The organism is Companilactobacillus metriopterae (genome assembly GCF_002762335.1).
Lineage (GTDB): Bacteria > Bacillota > Bacilli > Lactobacillales > Lactobacillaceae > Companilactobacillus > Companilactobacillus metriopterae.
On record NZ_CP024610.1, the window covers coordinates 959,990 to 985,939 of the forward strand.

The 25,950-nt window shown below is 32.1% G+C and carries 28 protein-coding genes and 1 riboswitch; of the genes, 27 read left to right on the forward strand and 1 reads right to left on the reverse strand.

The features are described from left to right. Positions 1-2: 2 nt before the first annotated feature. The 18 genes from pyk (at position 3) to CS873_RS04790 (ending at position 16,905) form a co-directional block, all read left to right on the forward strand. Entirely contained in the window at positions 3-1,772 is a 1,770-nt protein-coding gene (gene pyk, locus CS873_RS04705) for a pyruvate kinase (RefSeq protein ID WP_099974721.1), read from the forward strand. A 140-nt stretch (positions 1,773-1,912) separates the two neighbouring features. Continuing rightward, entirely contained in the window at positions 1,913-2,773 is an 861-nt protein-coding gene (locus tag CS873_RS04710; protein WP_099974722.1) for a CvfB family protein, read from the forward strand. Positions 2,774-2,818: 45 nt separating this feature from the next. Continuing rightward, a complete protein-coding gene (gene xerD, locus CS873_RS04715; protein ID WP_099975344.1) occupies positions 2,819-3,706 on the forward strand; it encodes a site-specific tyrosine recombinase XerD in 888 nt (295 codons plus the stop codon). A gap of 12 nt (positions 3,707-3,718) precedes the next feature. Then, positions 3,719-4,105 carry a RibT protein gene (locus tag CS873_RS04720; protein ID WP_099974723.1) on the forward strand — a complete coding sequence of 129 codons (387 nt, stop codon included), beginning with the start codon at positions 3,719-3,721 and terminating at the stop codon, positions 4,103-4,105. Continuing rightward, complete coding sequence (locus CS873_RS04725) at positions 4,105-4,827, forward strand: segregation and condensation protein A (protein ID WP_099974724.1); 723 nt, start codon at positions 4,105-4,107, stop codon at positions 4,825-4,827. The genes CS873_RS04720 and CS873_RS04725 overlap by 1 nt, the downstream gene beginning before the upstream one ends. 2 nt (positions 4,828-4,829) lie before the next feature. After that, the gene (scpB, locus tag CS873_RS04730; RefSeq protein WP_099974725.1) at positions 4,830-5,387 is read left to right on the forward strand and encodes an SMC-Scp complex subunit ScpB; all 558 of its coding nucleotides are present in this window, start codon (positions 4,830-4,832) and stop codon (positions 5,385-5,387) included. Next, positions 5,374-6,099 (forward strand): pseudouridine synthase, encoded by a 726-nt coding sequence (locus tag CS873_RS04735; protein ID WP_099974726.1) that lies wholly within the window; start codon positions 5,374-5,376, stop codon positions 6,097-6,099. The genes scpB and CS873_RS04735 overlap by 14 nt, the downstream gene beginning before the upstream one ends. Before the next feature lie 30 nt (positions 6,100-6,129). Then, a riboswitch (FMN riboswitch) is annotated at positions 6,130-6,250 on the forward strand. Positions 6,251-6,317: 67 nt separating this feature from the next. Then, a complete protein-coding gene (locus CS873_RS04740; RefSeq protein ID WP_099974727.1) occupies positions 6,318-6,875 on the forward strand; it encodes an ECF transporter S component in 558 nt (185 codons plus the stop codon). A 100-nt stretch (positions 6,876-6,975) separates the two neighbouring features. Continuing rightward, positions 6,976-7,902: a LysM peptidoglycan-binding domain-containing protein gene (locus tag CS873_RS04745; RefSeq protein WP_099974728.1), complete on the forward strand. Its 927-nt coding sequence runs from the start codon at positions 6,976-6,978 to the stop codon at positions 7,900-7,902. Positions 7,903-7,973: 71 nt separating this feature from the next. Continuing rightward, on the forward strand, positions 7,974-8,633 hold the full coding sequence (gene cmk, locus CS873_RS04750; RefSeq protein ID WP_099974729.1) for a (d)CMP kinase: 660 nt from the start codon (positions 7,974-7,976) through the stop codon (positions 8,631-8,633). An 11-nt stretch (positions 8,634-8,644) separates the two neighbouring features. After that, on the forward strand, positions 8,645-9,958 hold the full coding sequence (gene der, locus CS873_RS04755) for a ribosome biogenesis GTPase Der (protein ID WP_099974730.1): 1,314 nt from the start codon (positions 8,645-8,647) through the stop codon (positions 9,956-9,958). A 185-nt stretch (positions 9,959-10,143) separates the two neighbouring features. After that, positions 10,144-10,419 carry a non-specific DNA-binding protein Hbs gene (locus tag CS873_RS04760; RefSeq protein ID WP_099974731.1) on the forward strand — a complete coding sequence of 92 codons (276 nt, stop codon included), beginning with the start codon at positions 10,144-10,146 and terminating at the stop codon, positions 10,417-10,419. Between the two features lie 64 nt (positions 10,420-10,483). Further along, positions 10,484-11,731, forward strand: a complete 1,248-nt coding sequence (locus CS873_RS04765; protein WP_099974732.1) for a tetratricopeptide repeat protein — start codon at positions 10,484-10,486, stop codon at positions 11,729-11,731. Positions 11,732-11,746: 15 nt separating this feature from the next. Then, positions 11,747-12,949 (forward strand): CCA tRNA nucleotidyltransferase, encoded by a 1,203-nt coding sequence (locus CS873_RS04770; RefSeq protein WP_099974733.1) that lies wholly within the window; start codon positions 11,747-11,749, stop codon positions 12,947-12,949. Positions 12,950-13,014: 65 nt separating this feature from the next. Continuing rightward, on the forward strand, positions 13,015-13,479 hold the full coding sequence (locus tag CS873_RS04775) for a hypothetical protein (RefSeq protein WP_099974734.1): 465 nt from the start codon (positions 13,015-13,017) through the stop codon (positions 13,477-13,479). An 82-nt stretch (positions 13,480-13,561) separates the two neighbouring features. After that, on the forward strand, positions 13,562-15,442 hold the full coding sequence (locus CS873_RS04780; protein WP_099974735.1) for an ABC-F family ATP-binding cassette domain-containing protein: 1,881 nt from the start codon (positions 13,562-13,564) through the stop codon (positions 15,440-15,442). A 9-nt stretch (positions 15,443-15,451) separates the two neighbouring features. Then, on the forward strand, positions 15,452-16,402 hold the full coding sequence (locus CS873_RS04785) for a thymidylate synthase (protein WP_099974736.1): 951 nt from the start codon (positions 15,452-15,454) through the stop codon (positions 16,400-16,402). Positions 16,403-16,413: 11 nt separating this feature from the next. Beyond that, positions 16,414-16,905 carry a dihydrofolate reductase gene (locus tag CS873_RS04790; protein WP_099974737.1) on the forward strand — a complete coding sequence of 164 codons (492 nt, stop codon included), beginning with the start codon at positions 16,414-16,416 and terminating at the stop codon, positions 16,903-16,905. On the opposite strand, the gene trhA is transcribed toward CS873_RS04790, so the two are convergent. Further along, positions 16,898-17,575 (reverse strand): PAQR family membrane homeostasis protein TrhA, encoded by a 678-nt coding sequence (trhA, locus tag CS873_RS04795; RefSeq protein ID WP_245823044.1) that lies wholly within the window; start codon positions 17,573-17,575, stop codon positions 16,898-16,900. The two genes, CS873_RS04790 and trhA, sit on opposite strands and share 8 nt — an antisense overlap. Before the next feature lie 124 nt (positions 17,576-17,699). Between trhA and CS873_RS04800 the strand changes: the two genes are divergently transcribed. The 9 genes from CS873_RS04800 to xerC all read left to right on the forward strand — a co-directional run bounded on the left by CS873_RS04800 (position 17,700) and on the right by xerC (position 25,941). Continuing rightward, positions 17,700-18,542 (forward strand): fatty acid kinase binding subunit FakB, encoded by an 843-nt coding sequence (locus CS873_RS04800; protein WP_099974738.1) that lies wholly within the window; start codon positions 17,700-17,702, stop codon positions 18,540-18,542. Positions 18,543-18,587: 45 nt separating this feature from the next. Then, positions 18,588-19,442 carry a DUF459 domain-containing protein gene (locus CS873_RS04805; protein ID WP_099974739.1) on the forward strand — a complete coding sequence of 285 codons (855 nt, stop codon included), beginning with the start codon at positions 18,588-18,590 and terminating at the stop codon, positions 19,440-19,442. Beyond that, the gene (locus tag CS873_RS04810) at positions 19,443-20,036 is read left to right on the forward strand and encodes a YpmS family protein (protein WP_099974740.1); all 594 of its coding nucleotides are present in this window, start codon (positions 19,443-19,445) and stop codon (positions 20,034-20,036) included. Between the two features lie 8 nt (positions 20,037-20,044). Next, positions 20,045-20,269: a YozE family protein gene (locus CS873_RS04815; RefSeq protein ID WP_099974741.1), complete on the forward strand. Its 225-nt coding sequence runs from the start codon at positions 20,045-20,047 to the stop codon at positions 20,267-20,269. Between the two features lie 107 nt (positions 20,270-20,376). After that, the gene (gene ylqF / locus CS873_RS04820) at positions 20,377-21,231 is read left to right on the forward strand and encodes a ribosome biogenesis GTPase YlqF (RefSeq protein WP_099974742.1); all 855 of its coding nucleotides are present in this window, start codon (positions 20,377-20,379) and stop codon (positions 21,229-21,231) included. Continuing rightward, positions 21,221-21,994 (forward strand): ribonuclease HII, encoded by a 774-nt coding sequence (locus tag CS873_RS04825; protein WP_099974743.1) that lies wholly within the window; start codon positions 21,221-21,223, stop codon positions 21,992-21,994. The genes ylqF and CS873_RS04825 overlap by 11 nt, the downstream gene beginning before the upstream one ends. Before the next feature lie 42 nt (positions 21,995-22,036). Continuing rightward, positions 22,037-22,855, forward strand: a complete 819-nt coding sequence (dprA, locus tag CS873_RS04830; protein ID WP_099974744.1) for a DNA-processing protein DprA — start codon at positions 22,037-22,039, stop codon at positions 22,853-22,855. Positions 22,856-22,963: 108 nt separating this feature from the next. Further along, positions 22,964-25,042, forward strand: coding sequence for a type I DNA topoisomerase (gene topA, locus CS873_RS04835; RefSeq protein WP_099974745.1), 2,079 nt, complete (start codon positions 22,964-22,966; stop codon positions 25,040-25,042). Then, positions 25,042-25,941 carry a tyrosine recombinase XerC gene (gene xerC / locus CS873_RS04840; protein ID WP_099974746.1) on the forward strand — a complete coding sequence of 300 codons (900 nt, stop codon included), beginning with the start codon at positions 25,042-25,044 and terminating at the stop codon, positions 25,939-25,941. The genes topA and xerC overlap by 1 nt, the downstream gene beginning before the upstream one ends. The last annotated feature ends 9 nt before the right edge of the window (positions 25,942-25,950 follow it).

The following is a 25,950-nucleotide window of genomic DNA, read 5'->3' on the forward strand; positions in this document are numbered from 1 at the left end:
TAATGAAAAGAACTAAAATTGTAAGTACACTAGGACCTGCCAGTAATGATATTGATACAATTGTTAAATTAATTGAAGCTGGTGCTAACGTATTCCGTTTTAACTTCTCACATGGTGACCATGAAGAACACCAATCACGTATGGATATGGTTCGTGAAGCTGAAAAAATCACTGGTAAGACAGTAGGTATCGTTCTTGATACAAAGGGTGCTGAAATCCGTACAACTGATCAAGAAGGTGGAAAATTCATTGCCAAGATCGGTGATGTTATTCGTATCTCAATGGATTCTAATCTTGTAGGTAACCCATCTAAGATTGCTGTTACATACCCAGGACTATTTGATGATACTCACGTTGGTGGACATGTTTTAATCGATGATGGTCTTGTTGATCTTAAGATTACAGAAAAAGATGACGCTAACCGCGAACTAGTTACTGAAGTTCAAAACGAAGGTAAGATTGGTTCTAAGAAGGGTGTTAATGCACCTGGTGTTGAAATCCGCCTACCAGGTATCACAGAAAAAGATGCTGATGATATCCGTTTTGGTTGTGATAATAAAGTTAACTTTATTTCAGCTTCATTTGTTCGTAAAGCTCAAGATGTTCTTGATATTCGTGAAATCCTTGAAGAAAAGGGTGCAGATAACATCCAAATCTTCCCTAAGATTGAATCACAAGAAGGTATCGACAATATCGATTCTATTATGAAAGTTTCTGATGGACTTATGATTGCTCGTGGTGACATGGGTGTAGAAATTCCATTTGAAAACGTTCCATTTGTTCAAAAATCACTTATTAAAAAATGTAATGCACTTGGTAAGCCAGTAATTACTGCTACACAAATGCTAGATTCAATGCAAGAAAACCCACGTCCTACACGTGCCGAAGTTACTGACGTTGCTAACTCTGTTCTTGATGGTACAGATGCAACAATGCTTTCTGGTGAAAGTGCTAATGGTGACTATCCAGTTGAATCAGTTGCTGCTATGGCAACAATTGACCAACGTACAGAACGTGCTCTTCAAGAAAGTAATCAACTTTCTCTACAACGTTTTGAAGATTACAAGGGTTCAAATGTTACAGAATCAATTGGTGAATCAGTTGTTAGAACTGCTGAAGAACTAAACATCAGTACAATTGTTACTGCTACTAAATCAGGTTATACAGCTCGTATGATTTCTAAATATCGTCCAAGTGCTGATATTCTAGCAATTACATTTGATGAAGAAGTTCAACGCTCACTAACAGTTAACTGGGGTGTTCAACCAATTATCGCTGAAAAACCAGGTAACACTGATGAAATGTTTGAATTAGCTGCTAAAAAAGCTGAAGAATTAGGATTTGCTAAAGAAGGTGAACTAATTCTTGTTGTTGCTGGTGTTCCAGTTGGTGAATCAGGAACAACTAACGTTATGAAATTACAACTTATCGGTTCAAGACTTGTTAAGGGTCAAGGTGTCGGTGAAGAATCAGTTATTGGTAATGCTGTTGTTGCTAACTCAGCTGCTGAAGCTAACGAAAAAGTTCAAGCAGGTGACATCCTTGTTACAGCTACAACTGACAAAGATTACATGCCAGCTCTTGAAAAAGCTAGTGCTGTAATCGTTGAAAATGGTGGATTAACATCACATGCTGCTGTTGTTGGTATTGCAATGGGTCTACCAGTTGTTGTTGGTGCTGAAGATGCTACAAAACTAATTGGAAATGGTGAAACTATCACTGTTGATTCAAGACGTGGTGTAGTATACAAAGGTGCTTCACGCTCAATCTAATTTTTAATTTTAAAAGCTAACCTTTTAGGTTAGCTTTTTTTATTATTCTAAATTAAGATTACATAAAATAGCTTAAAATCATGAAAAGATAGTGTTTAACTGGTAAAATTAGAGAGAAAATAATTATTTCAGGAGAAAAAATGGAATTAGAAGACGTTTATGGTCATGTAGTATCTGGTACAGTGACTGATTTAAATCAAACAGAAGTTTTTGTTCAGGTAGAAGGTGTAACTTTTGCCATGGATCTAGAAGAATTTGAAGAAACACCAGAACTGGGTGATGAAGTATCTGGTTTTGCATATGAAAATAGAAATCACAAAAATAAGATGACACTCAATATTCCTTCAGTCATGGAGGGTGTCTGGGGTTATGTCAAAGTTATCGATTCTCGTACCGATCTGGGGGTATTTGTAGATATAGGTATAACTGATAAGGATATTGTAATTTCACTTGACGATTTGCCATTGGAACATAGTGAATGGCCTAAAAAAGATGATCAATTATTAGTAAAATTAAAAATTGATCATAAAGGTCGTTTATGGGCAGATATGGCAGATATAAATGTGTACACACAACTGGCTAGAAGTGCTAATGATGATTTAAAAAATAAAAATATAACTGGTAATGTTATAGCTATCAGAAATTCGGGAGCTTTTGTTTTTACAACAGAATATTATTTAGCATTTTTACACAAAGAAGAACAAGTTGAACCATTGCATATCGGACAAAAAGTCGAAGCACGAGCAATAGGATCTAGTCATAGACGTTTAAATATATCTATGAAACCTCGTGCTTTTGAAGAAATAACACCCGATGCACAGATGATTATGGCTGTTTTAGAACATGCTAGAGAAAATAAGATGCCTTATACAGATAAGAGTGATCCAGATGATATCCGTGAATATTTTGGTATCAGTAAGGCAAGTTTTAAGCGTGCTTTAGGTAATCTGATGAAGCAAGGTAAGATTGAGCAAAAAGATGGATACACATTTTTGAAATAAGTAGGTGATTTTTTGCCAGAAAAAATTGTTATAAAAAATCAGATGATGATTGATACTATTGAAGATTATGGTAGATATCTTAAATTAGATAGAGGATTATCAAGAAATACAATAATTTCCTATCAGCAAGATTTGATGGAATACAGTTATTATTTAGAAGAAAATAATACAAATGAATATCCTTTAGATACTTTTCAGATAACAAATTTTTTTGCTAATCAAGATAAAAAGGGGAAATCTAAAAATTCAGAGATAAGAATGTTTTCATCGATGAGGAAATTTTATCAATGGCAAGAAATAATAGGAAAAATTCAGTTTAATCCTATGGATGAGATGGATTCTCCCAAAAAAGGTAGTCATTTACCTGTTGTTTTGTCTAGCAAAGAAATAGATAGATTAATTGAAACACCTGACACTTCAACACCTTTAGGTGTTAGAGACAGAGCAATATTTGAAGTGATGTATGCCACAGGATTGCGTGTTAGTGAATTGGTAAATTTAAAAATGGAAGATCTTCATTTGGAATTGAGTTTAATAAAAACTCTTGGAAAGGGAGATAAAGAAAGACTTCTGCCCATAGGAGATACAGCAATAACATGGTTGAGAAAATATTTTGAGGAAACTAGAAATGATCTGGTATCCAAATATGGTAACTCAAAAGAAGTTTTTCTGAATTTTCGAGGTCAGAAACTCACTAGACAGTCTATATGGCGGATGATTAAAAAATATATTCAGCAGGCTGGTATCAAAAAAGACGTGACTCCACATACATTACGTCATTCGTTTGCAACTAGCCTATTGGAAAATGGAGCAGATTTGAGAGTGGTTCAAGAGCTGCTAGGCCATTCAGATATAACTACGACCCAAATTTACACTCATATTAATCAAACAAGAATGAAACAAGTCTATGATAATGCTCATCCAAGAGCATAGAAGGGATAGAAGATGCTAATTAAATATAGTAATGATAATAGAAAAGTAGCAATGGGATTTTTATCATATATTTCTGATTTAAAAGAACTCTCAAATCTTGAAAGAGAAATTGATCTTTTTGAGAATGATGATACTAGACAACTGTATTTATGGAAAAGTGAATTTGCAGACTATGCAGGAGTTGTTGCAATTTCTATAGAATCAAACTGTATTTATATTGAGTATTTTTCATTAAATCCTTCGTTTAGATCTCAGAGTAATGAATTTTTAATTTATGATGAATTAAAAGCAATATATCCTGATAAGATTGTTCTTGGTAATAGAAAATTAGTTAATTCTATTAGAGATTGGGAAAAACAAAAATTATTGATAGATAATGAAGAAGTAGAGACTGATTAATGGAAAAATTAAAATTAGTGTTGACTGACTTTGAAGGTCCTATTGATTTGCTGCTTCATTTAATTAGAGAATCGAAAATAGATATATATAATGTTCCCATTGCACAAATTGCAGAACAGTACATTGATTACTTAAACAGTATGAAAGTACTAGAATTAGATATTGCTGGTGATTATCTGGTTATGGCTGCTACTTTAATGTCGATAAAAAGTAGAAGTTTGTTACCTAAATCTCCAGTAGAAGAAGACGATGATGATTTTGAAAATCCTGAAGAAGAATTAGTTTCTCAAATTTTAACTTATCAAGCATTTAAAGAAGCAGCAGCTTATTTTGAAAGTAAAGAGAATGATCGTAGGACTTTTCATGATAAAGATATGAGCTTACCTGAAGATGAAATTGCACAATTCTTAGAACCTGGAACAGTTGTCGCATCTGATTTGTCCAAGGCATTTAGCGAACTATTAAAAAGACATAAAGATTCTAGAATACCTTCTGAGATTATTGAACAAGAAACTATATCAATTGAAGATGCAAAAACAAGTATTTTAGACAAGTTATACAGTGCAGGAAAAAGTTCATTTAAGTCTTTGTTAACTTTGAATTCTAATATTGAGGAAATTGTCACTAATTTTATGGCAATTTTAGAGCTAATAAGTAAGCAGGAAATAGTTGTACAACAAAAATCTTATAATGAAGATATATACATTGAATTGAGGAATTAAAATTGTATCAAGCAGAAATTACAGCGTTACTTTTTGTTGCTGGTGATCAAGGAATTAGTGAAAAAGAACTTTTGAGTTTATTAGATATCGACAAGAAAACTCTCAAATATCTATTATCTGAATTAGAAATCAGTTTTGATAGTGATGAAAGATTGGGTTTTAGATTAGCCAAATTCAATTCCACCTACAAATTAGTAACAAAGAGTGAGTATAGTGATATTTTAAATAGCTTTTTTGAAAGTGGTTTGGGAACTAAGTTAAGTCAGGCAGCTCTGGAAGTTCTTTCTATCGTTGCATACCGACAACCTATAACAAGAGTTGAAGTAGATGAGATTAGAGGTGTTCAAAGTTCAGGAAGCATGAATACCTTGATAGCAAGAGATTTAATAAAAGAAAAGGGTAAAAAAGACGTTCCAGGTCATCCTAATTTATATGTAGTATCTGAACATTTTTTTGATTATTTTGGAATTAGAGATATAAAAGAATTACCAGATTTTGATAGTTTTGAAAATATAGATATTTATGAAAATGAGGAAAATTTAGCTGATGGAGAAAATTAGATTGCAAAAAGCTATGGCAGATGCTGGTGTAGCTTCACGAAGAAAATCTGAAGAATTAATAGCTAATGGCCACGTCACTGTTAATGGTAAAACAGTTCGTGAAATGGGAATTAAAGTAGATTCATCTGATAACATCGAAGTAGACGGAATGCCTCTTCAAGGTGAAAAAAAGAGATATATCTTGATGTATAAACCTAGAGGTGTAATTTCTGCTGCAAAAGACGATAAAAATCGAAAAGTAGTTACGGATCTTTTAGATGATGAAAAAATATCAGAAAGATTATATCCAATTGGACGACTTGATTACGATACTTCAGGATTATTACTTTTAACAAATGATGGAGATTTTGCAAATAAGTTGATGCATCCCAAGTATAGGATTGATAAAACATATTTGGCTAAAATTGAAGGATCTCTTGAAGTTGAGGCAATTAAAAAACTTCAAAGTGGAATTAGGATAAAGGGATTCAAGGCAGCACCTGCAAAAGTAAAAGTGGTATCACAAGATAAGAAAAAAAATACTTCGATTGTGCGCATTACAATTCATGAAGGTAAGAATCATCAAGTAAAGAATATGTTTAAAGAAGTTGGTCATCCTGTTGTGAAGTTATCTCGTGAAAAATACGCTTTCCTCACATTAGACGGATTGGTATCTGGAAAATATCGAGAACTAACAAGACAAGAAGTTGCCATGTTGAAGGATCTTAATTAGTCTGTTATATTATAAAAATAAAATATCATAGTTGGTTTTCAGGGCAGGGTGAGATTCCCGACCGGCGGTAAAGTCCGCGACCCAATTTTTATTGGCTGAATGGGTGTAATTCCCATACCGATAGTTAAAGTCTAGATGAAAGAAAACAGATGGAGTCTGTTTTGGTGTGCCCAAAGTAGACTCTTTTTATTTGGAAATCAACTCGAAAGGTTGATACTATGAGAAATGAAAAACGATTTAGAAATTTGATAGGAATTTCTATTTTTTCAGCATTAGGAGCAATACTATTATTTTTTGAATTCCCTGTGTTATTTTGGTTCCCCTTTTTAAAAGTTGATCTTAGTGATGTGGTAACAATAATTGGTGCATTCGTATATGGACCAATAGGTGGAACTTTAATAGCATTTATTAGATCACTAATACATCTGATTATTAGCGGTTCAGGAGTGGCAGGGGTAATTGGTAACTTCTCAGGATTTGTAGGATCAGTTTCATTAATGTTGCCATTTTATTATTTTTGGAATAGAGATAAAAAAGTTATGGCAGTCATCAGCAGTACAATTTCAATGACCGTAATTATGTCGTTATTAAATTACTTTGTAGTTATGCCACTATATATGAATGTTGTCGGTATGCAGCTAGGAATGAGCTTAGGAAAATATATTTTAACTGGCGTAATACCATTCAATATAATTAAGGCATTAATAATAAATATTGCGGTTATTTTAATTTATCCAAGAATGAGAAACTTTTTGACAAAATGGAGAAATGCGTAGTTGTAAATATTAAATCTTCTTAATATTCTATTAAATTGCTCCATGACAATACCTGATATGTGATATCCTTTAGAGGATAATAATTAGGAGGTTGGTTTTAATGGCCAATAACGATAATAATAATTTTTTTGGCGGATCAAAAATCCCTAAGACAACATCAGGAATCGACGGGTCAGTTTCGCCCGAAGATCTTGTAAAATATAATCTTGGTTCAGCAAAAAATGAACAAAATATTCCTGCAAATGGTAACACAGTAGTCGGTCAAAATAATGATTCGGCATTTAATGACGTACCATCATTTAACGATACTGATGAAGCTAAGGCAGATTCTGCACCAGAAAATGACTTTACTCGTCCTATGATGACATCAGCAGTCGATCCAGTACCTTCACCTGATGAAGTGAAAGCAGACGCAAATGTTGACGAACAAAAACCTTGGGAAAATAGCTTCGATTCAGATACTGATGAAGAAGGACACATATCAAGAGCAGTAAGTAATGAAAAGAAACGTGGTAATAAAACATTAATTGCTACTTTAGTTATTTTGCTTATTGTATGTATGTTCACACCAGTTGTTATCAAGGCGTTGAATAGTAACAACAACAGTAACTTGGACTCAACACAGACAGCAAAATCTCAAGATTCTAGTTCAAATAAGTCTAAAGATACATCAAGTACTTCAAATAAAAAGAAGTCAACTCCAAGCAAGAAGAAATCAAAAGCAAAAGAAACAACTGATAACAGTATAGATACATCAAGTAATACTGATTCAACTAGTGCTACAGATACTACAGGATCAGAAGCAGCATCTACAAATAATAGTTCTCAATCGAATTCTTCTGCAAATGCAGGTACTTCATCAAGTAGTTCTACTGCTACAGATACATCATCATCTTTTTACACCGTAAAAGCCGGTGATAACTGGTATAGAATTGCTTATAACCATGGAATGACAACAGCACAATTGCAAGCATTAAATGGTGGAGCAACAACACTAACACCAGGTACTACAATTCGTGTAAAATAAATAATAATTGATTGAGGGTCTTTGACATTAATTAATGTCTAGGCCCTTTTATTGTCAGGGAGAAGAAGATAATGCAAATTGCTATTGATGGACCAGCTTCAGCTGGTAAAAGTACTATTGCTAAAATTATTGCCAAAAGACTCAATTTTGTATATTGTGATACAGGTGCAATGTATCGTGCTGTTACTTTATTAGCTAGGGATAATGGCGTAGACTATGGTGATACATCTAAAATTATTGATTTAATGAATACTCATAAAATTCATTTCGTCAATGACTTGTCTGGACAACGTATATTTATTGATGATCAGGATGTATCTGAAGAAATTAGAACACCAGAAATAACAAATAATGTTTCGCAAGTTTCAGCGATAAAAGAAGTGCGTAAAAAATTAGTTAGCATGCAAAGAGATTTGTCAAAGGACCATAGCATTGTTATGGATGGACGAGATATTGGTACTACCGTATTACCTGATGCTGAGATAAAAATATTTTTGATTGCTAGTGTTAAAGTTAGAGCGGAAAGAAGATTTAAAGAAAATCAAGAACGCGGAATAGATACACCTCTGTCAGTTCTTGAAGATGAAATTGAAGCAAGAGATTACAAAGATTCTCACCGCGAAGTTTCACCGCTTAGAAAAGCTGATGATGCTATAGAATTAGACACATCTAATTTAACTATTGATCAAGTAGTAGATGATATATTAAATATTATAGAAAATAAAAAATAGGAGAACAAAATATGCCAGTTCCTGTTGTTGCCCTTGTTGGGCGACCAAATGTAGGTAAATCAACGATATTCAATCGTATAATAAATGAAAGATTGTCTATTGTTGAAGATACACCAGGTGTCACACGAGATAGAATATACTCAAGTGCCAGTTGGTTAGGTAGAGAGTTTAGACTTATTGATACCGGTGGTATTGATATGAGTGATGAACCAATGACCGTTCAAATTAAAAATCAAGCTGAAATTGCGATTGATGAAGCGGATGTTATCGTATTTATCGTTAACGGCCAAACAGGCGTTACTAAACAAGATGAAGATGTCGCTAAGATTCTATATAAAACCAATAAACCAGTGGTATTAGCTATCAATAAAGCTGATAATCCTGAACAACGTCAAGATATATATGATTTTTATTCATTAGGTTTTGGAGAACCTAATCCAATATCTGGTTCACAAGGTACAGGTATTGGTGACTTATTAGATGAAATTGTTAAATCATTCCCAACAGATAACGAACGTGAAGAAGATGACACAATTAAGTTTTCATTTATTGGTCGACCAAATGTAGGTAAATCTTCTTTAGTTAACGCTATTTTGGGCGATGACAGAGTAATCGTTTCAGATATGCAAGGTACTACCAGAGATGCAATAGATACAAAGTATCATGATGATTTGCTTGATGAAGATTTTACAATCATTGACACTGCTGGTATTAGAAAAAGAGGAAAAGTATACGAAAATACTGAAAAGTACTCAGTTCTAAGAGCTTTAAGTGCAATTGATAAATCTGATGTCGTTTGTGTTGTTCTAAATGCTGAAGAAGGCATAAGAGAGCAAGACAAAAAAGTTGCAGGTTATGCGCATAATGCCGGTAAGGGTGTAATCATTTTAGTAAATAAATGGGATACTTTGAAAAAAGATACTCATACTATGAAAGATTTCGAAGATGAAATTCGTCGAGAATTTCAATATTTGTCATATTCACCAATAATTTTTACATCTGCTGTAAAAAATCAAAGATTAGACAAAATACCTGAACTTGTTGTTAGAGTAAATGAGAATAGGGAACGTAGAATACCTTCAGCAATTCTAAATGATCTGTTATTAAGAGCAACATCTATTGCACCTGCGCCAGTAGTAAAAGGTAAGAGATTACGTATTTACTATATGACACAAGTTGCAGTAGGACCGCCAACTTTCGTAGTATTTGTTAATGATAGTGAATTACTGCATTTTTCTTATGAAAGATTTTTAATTAATCAATTACGTGAAACATTTGATTTTGAGGGAACACCTATTAAAATATTGCCTAGAACCAGAAAATAGTAAAAATATAATTTAAAATTTTACTATTTATTAATTTTTTGGTTAAAAAACAACTTATTTTAATGGGAAACCCTTTAAAACGCTTGAAATAGGCGTTTCACTATGTTAATTTTTAGTAAGAATGATATGTAATGAGTTCATCGTTCATTTATTCTAAACAAACCTATTCCGGAGGAATTTAAAGTATGGCTAACAAAGCAGAACTTATCGATAGTGTAGCAAGCAAAACAGGCTTGACAAAGAAAGACGCAACTTCAGCAGTAGACGCTGTATTTGCTTCAATTCAAGAAAATCTAACAAAAGGTGAAAAAGTACAACTAATCGGCTTTGGTAACTTTGAAGTTCGTGATCGTGCAGCCCGTAAAGGCCGTAACCCACAAACTGGTGAAGAAATCAAAATTCCTGCAAGCAAAGTACCTGCATTCAAACCAGGTAAAGCTTTGAAAGATTCAGTTAAATAATTTACCTTTAAAGAGTGGTCTTATGACCGCTCTTTTTTCAATTTAATTAAATGGAGAAATATTTATGAGCAAAGCAGAGGAAGTCATGGAAAGTATCGATTCAGGAGATTACTCTGATATCGAAGTTAAAATTTTAGAATCAATTCAACAAGACGATGAACAGACACAATATTCTCTAGCTGAAACATTGATGAGTATTGGATTTACCGTACAGGCAAAAATTATATATGAGCACTTAAATGAACTGTATCCGACTGAGGGACAAATATTATCAAGATTAGCGGAAATATCAATTTCTGAAGATAATATGGATGAGGCTTTGGGTTATATATCAGAAATCACACCAGGTTCTGAAGCCTATGCCCAAAATCTCCTTGTATCAGCTGATATATATCAGGCACAAGGATTGTATGAGGTGAGTGAACAAAAGCTCTTAGAGGGGATTAGAATGTTCCCAGATGAAGAGGTATTTAAGTTTGCATTAGCAGAATTATATTTTGATGAAAATAAATTCAGTAGTGCTATAACTTATTATGATTTTCTTTTGGACGAGGATATCAAAACTTATTCAGGTATTTCTATCACAATGAGAAAAGCTAGTGCTTTGTCAGGTATCGGTGAATATGAGGAAGCCATTGAAGAATACAACAAACTTAATGCTCTAGAATTAAACGAGGACTCTCAATACCAATTAGGTTTCTTGTATAATCAAGTTAAAGATTATTCTAAGTCTATCTCCACGTTAGAAAGTCTTTTAGATACAAATAAAGACTACCCTACGGCATATGCGACATTAGCGGATGATTATCTTAATTTAAAGGATAATCAAGAAGCATTTAGATATGCCCAATTAGGATTAAATTTAAATGAGTTAGACGAAAATTTATATCGTATAGCATTTGAATCAGGTATTAACGAAAATCCAGACGAGGCATTATCTATAATCACTAAGGGTATAGAAACAGTAGAAAATCCATTACCACTGATTATCAGTTTAAGTGATTATTATATTTCTCATGGAAGATATCAGTTAAATCTTGATTTATTGGAAAACAGTGAACTAAATAATAACCCTAAATTAATTTGGAATTTGGCAAAATCTTATTTTGAACTGGGCGATATTAAGAAGTCTAAGGAATTCATTGTTACCGTGTTAGAAGATTATAAAGACAATTTAGATTATTTAACTGATTTGGTTCAAATATTACAGTCAACAGGGGATAATGATTTATTAAAAGTTGCTTTGCAACTCTACATAAAAATTAATCCTGATAACGAAGTAATGAATGATCTTTGGGAACAATTGAATTAATGAGGTTTATGAATTATGAAAATCACTCAATTACCAGAAGACTTTAAGACAGCACTGCCAATTTTAGAAGAGCTTGAAAATGCTAATTTTGAGGCTTATTTTGTTGGAGGTAGTGTCAGAGATCACATTTTGGATTTACCAATTCATGACGTTGATATTGCAACCAGTGCTTATCCTGAGGAGATCAAGCAGGTTTTTACTCATACTATTGATACCGGAATTCAGCATGGGACAGTAACTGTTTTATACAATAAAATTCCGTATGAACTAACCACATTTAGAACAGAGAGCGGTTATCAGGACTTTAGAAGACCTGATAAGGTAACTTTCGTCAGATCTTTAGAAGATGATCTTAAACGTCGAGATTTTACAATAAACGCATTAGCTGTTGATAGAATGGGTAATGTAATCGATAAGTTTAATGGTATTCAAGATTTAGATAATAAGATGATTAAAGCAGTAGGCGTAGCCTCTGAAAGGTTTCATGAAGATGCACTTCGCATGATGAGAGCAGTGAGATTTCAATCACAATTAAATTTTGAGATTGAAGAAGAAACAATTAAAGCAATTGAATCAAATTCTGAGCTTTTAGAAAAAATTGCTGTGGAACGTATCCGTGAAGAATTCATTAAGATGATGTTAAGTAATCATTGGCAAAAAGGATTTAAAGATATGATTGAAATGGAACTATCTGAGTACTGCCCAGAATTTAAGGGTAATAGTTCAAAGTTAAGATCATTGTTGAATTTTGATGAACTGTTATTTGAAGACGAAGAATCTATTTGGATGGGGCTTGGTTATGTACTTGAATTAAATTCAAGTGGACTCAATAAACTTTTAAGAAGTTGGAAAGTATCCAATAAAATACGTGAAGCTAGTGTTAATAGTTTTAAAATGTTGAAGCTGATTGAGGAAAATCAATTAGACACATATGATTTTTATAAGTTAGACATATCTAATTATGAACGAGTTAAAAAATTCAAAAACTATCTATCCATTGAAACTAATTTGGATGAGTTGAGTGATGAAATTAATAAAATTTCAATAAAAAATTCAAATGATATCAATTTTACTGGTCAAGATATAATGACTGTATTAGAGATAAAACCAGGACCTCAAATTGGTAATTACATGCTAAATATTGAAAAGGCTATCATATCTGGTACGATAGGAAATAATCATGATGAAATACGTGATTTTTTGTTATCAATTCGTTAATCATAAAGTACTTGCTGTGTTATTATAATTAAAGAAAGTATTTTTTATTTGAAAGGATGAATATTATGTCAAAGCACGTATTTAAAGAACTAAAATTTTATTTTAGAAATGATGATACATGGACTGTCGATCACGCAGAAATGAGTGATGTATGGATTTCACGTGTTACAACTAGTTATGGACGTATTTCAGGTGGACGTATGCAAGAGATACATCCATGTAAGAGTTTTAAGATTGAAATTCTTCCTGAAGCTGATTATATTAAGGACGCGGATGTTTCAACTGCTGCTATGGTAGATGGAATGTTCAACCGTGTAATTAAGTATCAAGATATTGAAAAATGCGAAATCGTTTTTGAAGATGAAAAAGATAAAGAACCTATGGAAATTTATTTCCCATTCAAAGCAAAAGACGCTGAAGAAATTGATAACGTTTATCAAACGTCTGCTATTTCAAAAGAAAATGGTAAACTTTACATAGTGATTGATGCTGAAGAAACAGTTTTGGATGTCTATAAAGGACAACTCTAAAAATAAGAAGCCCAATGGGGCTTTTTTTTATGCATTCAGTAACTTAAAATAGTATTTAATAATTAAATAAAGTGGTGAAAATGTGAAAACCTTAAATATAACAAATGCATCAAAGTCTTTTGGAGATAGAACCTTATTTTCTGATGTTTCATTTACGATAAATGAACACGATAGAATTGGTCTTTTAGGATTAAATGGTCAGGGTAAAACAACGTTATTAGATGGAATTGTTGATAGTTCATCATTGAATACTATAAATATTGAAAAACCTAAAAACTATAAAATTAATTATTTAAAACAACAACCAGAGTTGAATGAAGAGCATTCTGTGATTGATGCTGTATTTGAAGGAGATAACGAGAATTTTAGATTAATCAAACAATATGAATTAGCTTTAGACGAATTTAACAAAAATTCTGAGAATAAAAAAGTTCAAGATGAATTTTTTAAATTACAAGAAGAAATGAATGCTAAGGATGCTTGGCAGATAGAATCTGATGTAAAAACAATCTTGAACAAACTTGGTATTACTGAACTAGGTACTATCATAAAAAATCTTTCAGGTGGTCAACAAAGAAGAGTTGCTTTAGCACAAACGTTAATTTCTGATGCTGATTTACTGATATTAGATGAGCCAACTAACCACTTAGATTACGAAGTTATTGAGTGGCTAGAATCATACTTGAATAAATTTCAGGGTTCTCTTTTATTTGTTACTCATGATCGTTATTTCTTGAATAAAGTGACAACTAGAATTTTAGAGTTAGAAAATCAACATATCATTGAATATGATGGGAATTACGAAAAATATTTACAACAAAAAGCAGCAAATGAAGAGATTAGTGCTGCTGAACAACAACACAAAACTCAACTATTTAAAAAAGAATTAGAATGGATGAGGGCAGGTGTTAAGGCTAGGGGAACTAGACAACAGGCCAGAGTGGATAGATTTAAAAATTTAAAGGATGACCTTTCAAATCAACCAGGTTCTCAAAAGGAAATGTCAATCGATATTGCTCAAAAGAGACTTGGAAATGATGTTTTTGAGATCAAAGATGCTAATTATGAAGTAGATGGACACAAGATAGTTAGTGATTTTAGTTATTTAATAAATAATGGTGATCGTATAGGAATTACTGGTTCTAATGGATCTGGTAAAACATCATTTTTAAATATCTTAGCTGGCAGAAATCAATTAGACTCTGGAATTTTTAAAATTGGTCAAACAGTAAGTATTGGTTACTACACACAACATACAGAGAAAATGGATCCAGAAAAACGTGTTATTAGATATCTTGAAAGTATTGGTCAAGGTGTTAAAAATACAAGTGGATATTCAATGTCCGCTTCTCAATTGCTGGACACCTTTAAGTTTGATCATAAGATGCAGGGTGCTTATATTAGAGAGTTATCAGGTGGAGAGAAAAGAAGGCTTTACTTATTGGCAATTCTTATTCAACAACCAAATGTTCTATTACTTGATGAACCAACAAATAACTTAGATATTGGTACTCTAACTATTTTGGAAAACTATCTTGATAATTTTGAAGGAACAATTTTGGCAGTATCTCATGATCGCTACTTCTTAGATAAGGTTGCAGATAAACTACTAATTTTTGAAGGTAATGGTAAAATTTCTGAGAGTTACTTGAGTTATTCTGAGTATCTCGCAGAAATTAAAACAAAACAAAAAGATAAAGCTGTGGTAACTGAAAATGTAAAATCAGATACTGATGAATCAAAAGAAAAAACTAAGTTGACGTATGCAGAAAAAATTGAATTAGAAAAATTAGAACCAAAAATTGAAAAAATTGATGAAGAATTAACGAATTTAAAATTAGAACTAGAAAACTCAGACAATGGCTATCAGGAATTAATGGATTATCAAAAGCAATACGATGAAAAATCTAAAGAAGCAGATGAACTGATGGAACGCTGGGAATATCTTAGTGAGTTTGCATAGGAGAGTCTTATGAATGAAGATCAATATTTGACGCTTTTAAGAAGTGTTCTTGAAACCGGTGATAAGAAAACAGACCGTACAGGTACAGGAACTATCAGTAAATTTGGTTACCAGATGAGATTTGATTTAAATGAATCATTTCCTATTTTGACGACAAAAAAAGTTCCCTTCGGTTTGATTAAAAGTGAATTATTATGGTTTTTACATGGTGATACTAATATTAAATATTTACTAGAGCATAAAAATCACATATGGGACGAGTGGGCATTTAAAAAATATGTTGAAAGTTCAGATTATACTGGTCCAGATATGACTGATTTTGGTATAAGATCTCAAAAAGATCCCATATTTGCTGAAGAATATCACAATCAGATGAATTTATTTGACGAAAAAATTTTAAATGATGATTCATTTGCTAAAAAATATGGTGATTTAGGATTTGTTTATGGAGCTCAATGGCGACATTGGCAAAAACGTGATGGTGGATTTATAGACCAAATTGCTAATGTTATTGATCAAATTAAAAAAACTCCTGATTCTAGAAGATTAATTGTCAGTGCTTGGAATCCTGAAGATGTTCCAACCATGGCACTTCCACCATGTCATTCATTGTTTCAGTTCTATGTAAATAATGGAAAATTATCTTGTCAGCTTTATCAGCGAAGTGGGGATCTATTTTTAGGTATTCCATTTAATATTGCAAGCTATGCACTTCTTACACATTTGATTGCACGTGAATGTGGACTACAAGTTGGAGAATTTGTCCATACAATTGGAGATGCACATATTTATTCCAACCACATAGAACAAGTTAAGGAACAATTGAGCAGAACACCATCTTCATTAAAACCTCAATTGAAAATTAATGGTGACAAGAGCATATTTGATCTTGATGTAACAGATATTGAGTTGGTGAATTATGACCCACAACCAGCTATTAAAGCTGTAGTGGCAGTATAGGAGATATTGTAATGATAGGATTTGTTTGGGCAGAGGATATTAATCATATTATTGGTAATCAGGGACATCTCCCTTGGGTTCTCCCAGATGATATGAAAAGATTCAAAGATTTAACAACAGGGAATGTAATATTAATGGGACGTAAGACGTACGAGAGTTTTCCCAATGGTTCATTACCTAATCGCAAAAATATTATACTTTCCAGAGATTCTAATTATTCTGCCGACTCTGAAGCTATTGTGGTTCATTCTAAAGAAGAATTGTTCCACCATGTGAACTTGGATGATAAGATCATGGTAATTGGTGGTAGAGGTGTATTTGAGTTGTTTAAAGGCGATGTGGATTACTTATATGTCACAAAAATAGATCATTCATTTGAAGGTGACGTAAAAATGATCCCGATAGACTATTCTAAGTTTGAATTAGTCGAAAAAAAAGAAGGTATTGTTGATGATAAAAATCATTACCAACATACCTTCGAAACTTATAAACGTATTAACTAACATATAGATAAACTGAGAAGTACATAAATGCTGTTCCAATAAGAACAAAAATATGCCAGATTACGTGGACATACTTTAGATTTTTAATAAGATAAACACACGCACCTAGTGTGAAAGCAATTCCACCAGCTATTAATAGATAAATTCCCGTAGCACCTATAGAAATAAATAGAGGGTGCATTGCGACAACTATGGCCCATCCCATAAGTACATATAACATTGTTTCAATAAATTGATATTTTCCAACGTTAAATATCTTGTATAAAATTCCACAGATGGCTAGCAACCAGATGATTGAAAGTAAAATAATACCAAATGCAGTACCACGTAAACCAATCAAACAATAAGGTGTATATGTCCCTGCAATCATTAAAAATATAGAACTATGGTCAAAAATCTGGAAAACAGGTTTAGCTTTTGTGAAGTACAAACTATGAAATAATGTAGAACTTAAATATAAAAAGAATAAAGTGAATGCGTAGATTGAAAAAGCAGTTATTGCTAAGGGATCATGCATTTTTGCACCTTTTATGATAATGAAAACAGATGCAATTATTGCAAGGATAATTCCTATCCCATGGGTTACTGCACTAAAAACTTCATTAGTGATTATATAAGTTTTGGAAAAACTATTATTATTATTTTTCAATTGATTATTTTTTTCACTCAAATTATTAATTTACCTTCTTTAAATAGAATGTTAATACATATAGTTTACTCTAAAATTAGATTTTTTTTTTGTAAATCTGTTATAATTTATAAAAAGTAATAAACATGAACGAAAGTTGGAAAAAATGGGTAAGGTAAAAATTATCACAGATTCATCAGCACAACTTACTGATGAAGAAATTAAAGAAAATAATATCGGTGTAGTTCCTCTAACAATTACAATCGATGATGAAACCTTTGTAGATGGAGTTGACATTTCTCATGAAGAATTTGTTCAAAAAATGCATGCTTCAAAAGATTTGCCTACAACATCACAACCTTCAATTGGAACATTTATGGATGTGATTGATAATATTTCTGATGAATATACTGAAATATTATCTTTGAATATGACAGAATCTATCAGCGGTACAGTTAATGCAGCAAAACAAGTTATAGAAATGACTGACAAGAAAATGACAGTTATTGATACAAATTTCACTGATAGAGCAATGTCGTTTCAAGTTATTGAAGCTGCTAAAATGTCTGAAGCAGGTAAGAGTCTTGAAGAGATTACAGCTAGATTAGATGAAATTCGTGCTAATACTCGTTTATACATGGGTGTTACTACAATTGAAAACATCTTAAAAGGTGGAAGACTAAGTAGATTTGCTGGTACCTTATCATCACTTCTTAATATCAATTTAGTATTAACTCTGAAGAATAATAGTTTGGATATTGCTAAACGTGGACGTGGTCGCAAAGTCATTGATAATTACCTTAAGGGTGTGATTGATGAAATTAAGGGACTAGATAATATCAAATCTATTGGAATTTCATATGTAGATAACATGGATTTTGTTAATGAACTTCAAGAAAAAATTAAAGAAGTTCACCCAGATCTTCCAATCTTGATTAGAGTTACAAGTCCTGTAATTGCAACACACGCTGGACGTGGAGCGTTTGCTATAGAATTTTATACTGACTAAAACTGGTGAACTTTCATCAGTTTTTTTTTGAGGAATGGAAAGTTTATGAAAAAGAAAACTATATATATTATATCTGCAATAGTTATCGTTTTAATTGGTTGTGGTATTGGTGGATATTTTTATTACCAACAACAGAATCAAGAAACACAGCAAATCACTAAATCAAAAAATAAAACTACTAAAAAGAGTGAAAAAGTTGCCAAAAAAACTAGTGTTTCTATAGTTGCAGTTGGTGATTCCTTGACACAAGGAGTTGGTGATACTAGCAAAAATGGAGAGGGTTATGTAACTCGCTTAAGCAAAAAGATCTCAAAGAAGTACAAAGTTAAAACCTCTACACATAATTATGGTGTTTCAGGTGATACAAGTACTCAAATTATGAAAAGAATTGATAATAATGATAAGATGCATAGCGATTTGAAAAATGCAGATATAATTACAGTTACTGTAGGTGGAAATGATTTCATGCATTTGTTACAAAAAAAAGGGCTTGATTTGACTTCAAAAGATATATCTACTGAAGAAGGCAATTTTGATAAACGTCTTGTAAAGTTATTAGATGACTTGAGAACTTACAACAAGAATGCCCCCATTTATCTTATAGGAATATACAATCCATTTAGTATTTATTTATCTAATGTTACAGGTGCTACATCTGCATTTAAAAAGTGGAATGAGTCTTCTGAAAATGTTACAAAAGATATGTCAAATGTACACTTTGTTGATATCAATAAAGTGTATGCAAGTAAGTATGCGATAAATGTAACTAAGAAGACCGGTTCTAATCCTTACTTATTTGACGAAGATCATTTTCACCCAAATTCTATTGGATATGATATGATGACAAATAAAATATTTAAAGAAGCCAAGAAAACTGATAAAGAATGGATTGATAAGTAAATGAAAAAAAGAAATTATTGGATGTATGCTTTTATAACTTTAGTAAGTGTTCTAGTAATTTTTCTATTGTTTTTAGGGACTAAAATATTTAGTTCACCAAGTGAAAAATATGAAGTAACTTCTAAAATTCAAAATGAAAATTCTGAAGTTTTTAAAGTTACAATGAACAAGAAACAAGCCAATCAGATGGCTGAGTATTATTTGAAGAACACTTTAAATAATGGAAAAACCGAATATCAGTTTAAGGTAAAAGACGATGCTGAATTAAGTGGTGATGCTGATTTCTTGGGCTCTAAAATTCACTTTGTTATTGAACTAAAACCATATGCAAAGACAAATGGTGACGTGCTATTAAAAGCTACAAAAATTAAATTGGGTGATATATCACTTCCAATATCATTTGTTCTAAACTATGTAAATAACATGTATAATATCCCAGATTGGGTATCAATTAATTCTAAGGATAAGACTATCTTAATGAAATTTACTGAATATAAAACAAAAGATGGATATGGTATTAGAGCCAAGAAAATAGACTTAAAGAACGATGTTTTAAAATTTGATATGTTTAATTCTAAAATTACAGGAAACTAGGTGATTTTATGAGAAGAAGTTTTTATACTTACTTAATGACTTTGAGAAATGCTGAGAGTGTCGAGCCAGAAGCAGAATTTGCTAACAATGCCTTCTATGATCATTCTTTCCCAAAGCAAGAACAAAATTATGAAAAAATTTCAGAGTACTTGGAATTGAATGCTAACTATTTACCAAGTATGAGTATATTTGATGAAGTTTTTGAAAAGTATAAAGAAAATGATAAAAAATAGACTACTGCATATGCAGTAGTTTATTTTTTAGAAATATTGGTATGATAGGTCCAACATAGTTATAATTAAATTAAGAATATTTTTACAAGTTTAAGGAGGTAGACTTTATGGTTTTACAGTGGTATCCAGGTCATATGAATAAAGCAAAAAATCAAGTTCAAGATCGATTGAAACAAGTGGATATTGTTCTAGAGATTGTAGATGCTAGATTACCGTTTTCTTCAAGAAACCCCGTTCTAGAAGATATAATTGGTCAAAAGAAACACATAATTATCTTAAATAAATCTGATTTAGCAGATCCTCAGAGAACTAAAGAATGGAAATTGAGTTTTCAACAAGAAGGATTGGCAGTAATTGATTTAGATGCAAAACATACAAATGCTTTAGGAAAAATAAATAGTGCAATCAGAAGAGAATTGTCTGAAAAAATTGCCAAGTATGAAAACAATGGTGTTAAAAACTATCAAATTAAGGCTATGTGTGTAGGAATTCCTAATGTTGGTAAATCAACTATTTTGAACAAAATGGTTGGAAAAAATGTTGCGGTTACTGGAAATAAACCAGGTGTCACAAAGAATCAAAATTGGCTAAAAACAAGTGTAGGAATTGATTTATTAGATACTCCCGGTATTTTGTGGCCCAAAATCGATGATAATCGTGTAGGTTTAAAATTAGCCTTGTCAGGCGCTATTAAGGATCAAATTTTTGCACCAGATGATGTGGCAATATTTGCATTGTCATTTTTAGAATCATTTTATTTGGATAGTTTATTAACCGTGTATAATATAGAACCCAATGATTTAAGGAACAAAACTACACCTGATATATTGATGTTCCTAACAAATAAATTTGGCTATAAAGACGACTATGATCGTGCAGCACGCAAGATTATTAACGATGTTAGAAAGTTGAAGTTTGGTTCAGTTACTTTTGATGTGCCAGGTGAATTTTATGAAGAATAGCGAATACACTATTTCTGAAATAAAAAGTATCTTGCAAGATTCTCCAAGTGAAGATCAATTAAAGCACTTTCGTGAAGATAAACGAGCTGGAGTAATAAAAATATTAGAGCAATATAATAGAAGAAAACTTCAGTATGAAAATCAAATTCTCAAATTTGAAACTAAAAAAAAGTTTGAAGAACCTTTTTGGGATAGGGGGTTATACGTTGCTGGTGTTGACGAAGTAGGTAGGGGACCACTTGCTGGTCCTGTCGTCAGTGCTGCAGTTATCTTGCCTAAAAATAATACATTAATAGATGTTGATGATTCCAAAAAATTATCTGCAAAAAACCGTTTGGAAATATACAATCAAATATGTGAGCAAGCAGTTGATATAAGTGTTTCTATAGGGTCAGTTGAATTAATTGACCGAGAAAATATATATCATGCTACTGAACTAATTATGAAAGACGCTATTGATAGTCTTTACATAAAACCCAATCATATTTTAGTAGATGCTATGACTATTCCAGTTGACATTGAACAAACAAAGCTGATTAAGGGAGACGCTAAATCAATTTCTATTGGTGCTGCAAGTATCGTGGCAAAAGTAATGCGTGATAACTTAATGAATTATTATGATCGAAAGTATCCAGAATTTAAATTCAAAAAGAATGATGGTTATGGAACAAAAGATCATTTGGATGCACTAAATAAATATGGAAGAACTCCGATACATCGTATGAGTTTTTCACCAGTCAAAAAAAGCACTAAACTGTATTAACACCATTTTTCGTAATTTTAAAATAAAAGTGGTGTTTTTATTATGGAAAATTTTACTGAGTTCTTAATTAAGTGTCGTTATACACAAACTCTATCAAACCAAAATCTACTTAGTATTATTGATATATATTTAAAAAATGAAAATTACGAAAATATAGTATTTGATTTTCTATTGTTAAAATTAGGTACTGAGAAATTCGAAAAATTTACAGAAAAATTTGACTCTATTGCTGAAATACAGGAAAAGGCTATCACTTTTATAGATTCCAAATATCCTGAACAGCTCAGACAAATATATAACCCACCAGCTTTGCTTTTTTATAGAGGAGATATAAGTCTTTTAGAGACAAAGTGTTTAGGAGTTGTTGGATCTAGGAAAGCAACAAAATATGGTGAAAAATGCTGTAATAACTTTATGCCTAATCTTGTTGGAGAGTACACAATTGTAAGCGGACTGGCTAAAGGGATAGATGCCATGGCACATGTTGCCGCACTTAATAATAATGGCAAAACAATTGCTGTTTTGGGGAATAGTTTAGATATCTATTATCCTAAAATAAATGAATCTGTTCAAAAAGAAATATTTGAAAAAGGTTTAGTTATTACTGAATATCCTTCAGGTTCAAAAATCAATCGTTGGCATTTTCCTCAAAGGAATAGAATTATTTCAGGATTATCAGAAAAAGTTATAGTAGTTGAAGCTGAGGAAAGAAGTGGTGCTTTAATAACTGCCGACTTAGCTTTAGAAAATAATAGAGATGTTTTGGCGGTGCCTGGAAGAGTTGATTCTAAACTATCTGCAGGCTGTAATAAATTGATAGAACAAGGTGCTATTCCACTAATTAATTTAAATAATTTTTAGACTTTACTTTCTAAATTTGAAAATTAATGTATCATTTAGTTTGACAAAATTGTAAATGGTAATTAATATATCATCTCAGTAGAACCAATTTGGAAAGGAGCACTATACGTGCCACAACAAAAAAACCTAGTAATAGTAGAGTCACCATCAAAAGCTAAGACAATTGAAAAATATTTAGGTAGAAATTATCATGTTATCGCTAGTTTAGGTCATGTCCGAGATCTTCCTAAGAGTCGCATGGCAATTGATTTTGAAAATGATTATGAACCACAATATATTTCTATTCGAGGCAAAGGTCCTGTAATTAAGGACTTGAAAAAAGAAGCCAAAAAAGCAAAAAATGTTTATCTTGCAGCCGATCCGGATCGTGAAGGGGAAGCCATTGCATGGCATGTTTCACATCTCTTAGATTTAGATCCAGAGGGTAAAAATCGAGTTGTATTCAATGAGATTACTAAAGATGCAGTAAAGCAAGCATTTAAAAATCCAAGAAGTATTGATATGAAACTTGTTGATGCTCAACAAGCTCGTCGAGTTTTGGATAGAATTGTTGGATACTCAATCTCACCTATTCTTTGGGCTAAAGTCAAAAAAGGTCTTAGTGCTGGACGTGTTCAATCCGTAGCACTAAGACTTGTAATTGATAGGGAAAACGAGATTAAAAAATTCGTCCCAGAAGAGTACTGGACAATTGAATCTACGTTCAAAAAAGGCAAGAGTAAATTTACTGCTAATTTCTATGGATTAGATGGTAAGAAACTAAACTTGAATGATAATGATGGAGTTCAAGAAGTCTTAGGACGAGTTGATAAAAAAAGTAAATTTAATATAGATAAAGTTACTAAAAAAGAACGCAAGAGAACTCCTGCTGCACCATTTACAACAAGTTCACTTCAACAAGAAGCCAACAAGAGATTGAACTTTAAGACTCGTAAGACTATGATGATTGCTCAGCAATTGTATGAAGGAATTAATCTTGGACGTAAGGAAGGTACTGTTGGTTTAATAACTTATATGCGTACTGATTCAAAACGTATATCAAGTATTGCTCGTGCCGAAGCATCAGAGTTCATTCATGAAACTTATGGTGAAGAATACGCTGCCGAAAAGTTAAGACACGACAAAAATCAAGAAGGTGCACAAGATGCCCATGAAGCTATTAGACCTTCATCAATTCTAAGAACACCCGAATCTCTTAAAGACATACTTTCAAGAGATCAGTTCAGATTATATAGTCTGATATGGTCAAGATTTGCTGCTTCTCAAATGACACCTGCAGTTTATGACACTATGTCAGTTGATTTATCACAATCAGGTGTAATGTTTAAAGCAAGTGGTTCTAAACTGAAATTTGCTGGTTACCAAAAGGTTTATCAAAATTCTTCTGATAGTGGTAAAGACAACATTTTACCGGATTTAAAAGAATCAGACCAAGTTGATTTAGTATCAAATGATCCGGCACAACATTTTACTCAACCACCTGCAAGATTTACTGAAGCTTCATTAGTTAAGACTCTTGAAGAAAACGGTGTAGGACGACCATCTACATATGCGCCCACTATTGATACAATTCAAAGAAGATATTATGTAAAACTAAATGGTAAAAGCTTTGAACCTACAGAATTAGGGGAAATAGTAGACGATCTAGTGCAAAACTACTTCCCTGATATTGTGGATACCGATTTTACTGCTAATTTAGAAACAGAATTAGATAATATTGAAGAAGGCAAAGAAGATTGGGTTAAGGTAGTAGATCGATACTACAAACCATTTGCCAAAGAACTAGAATCAGCTGAAGAAAAGATTGAAAAAATTCAAATCAAAGATGAACCAGCCGGCATAGATTGTGAAATCTGTGGAGCACCTATGGTTATTAAAATGGGACGTTTTGGTAAATTCTTTGCATGTTCTAGATTCCCAGATTGTCGAAACACAAAGGCAATTGTTAAAGAAATCGGTGTTACTTGTCCACAATGTAAAGAAGGACAAGTTATTGAACGAAAATCTAAGAAAAATAGAACTTTCTATGGTTGTTCAAGATATCCAGATTGTGATTTTGTAACTTGGGATAAACCAGTAGGTCGTGATTGTCCAAAAGATGGTCACTACTTAGTTGAAAAGAAGGTCAAAGGTGGTCGCCAAGTACTATGTCCAAATGGAGATTATGAAGAGGAAGTTCAAAAATAGTGGATAATCAAGAGTTAATTGATAAATTCATTGAAAATTTAACTGTCAATCATCATTATTCAGACGAAACAAAAAAGTCTTATCTTGAAGATATCAAGAGCTTTAGAAGTTTCTTAGAAAATAATGGCGGATTTGAAAACTTTGCTAAAGTTAACAAATTGGATGTAGAAACTTTTCTTAGTTACATGGAAGATAAGGATTATGCAAAAGAGACAGTTGCTAGAAGGATCTCAGGATTGAGGTCCTTTTATAGTTTTATGAAAAAAAATTCAATGATAGAAACAAATCCGTTTGATATTGTAAGATTAAGAAATAAAGGTCGAAGACTTCCACATTTTTTCTATGAAGAAGAAATAAATCAATTATTCAAAGCAGTTGAAGGTGATGATCCCTTATCACAAAGAAATTCTGCACTTCTTGAAATACTTTATGCAACAGGCATGCGTGTCAGTGAATGTGCCAACTTGCAAGAAGATCAGATTGATTTTACGAATGGTATTATATTAGTTCATGGTAAGGGTGATAAGGATCGATATGTACCTTTTGGAACTTTTGCCCAAGATTCTCTTAGATTTTATATAGAAAATGGTAGAATAGACTTAATGGCAAAATATAATGAAAATCATAATTATATTTTTGTCAATAATAGAGGTAAACCTATCACCAGTCGAGGTATAGAATATATTCTTGATCAAATTATCAAGAAAACTAGCTTGACTGCTGATATTCATCCCCATATGATTAGGCATACATTTGCTACTCATATGCTAAATAATGGGGCTGATTTACGAACTGTTCAAGAATTATTAGGACATTCGAGTTTATCTACTACGCAAATATATACCCATGTAACCATGGATCATTTGCAAAGTGACTATAAAAAATATTTTCCTAGATGAGGTAATGAA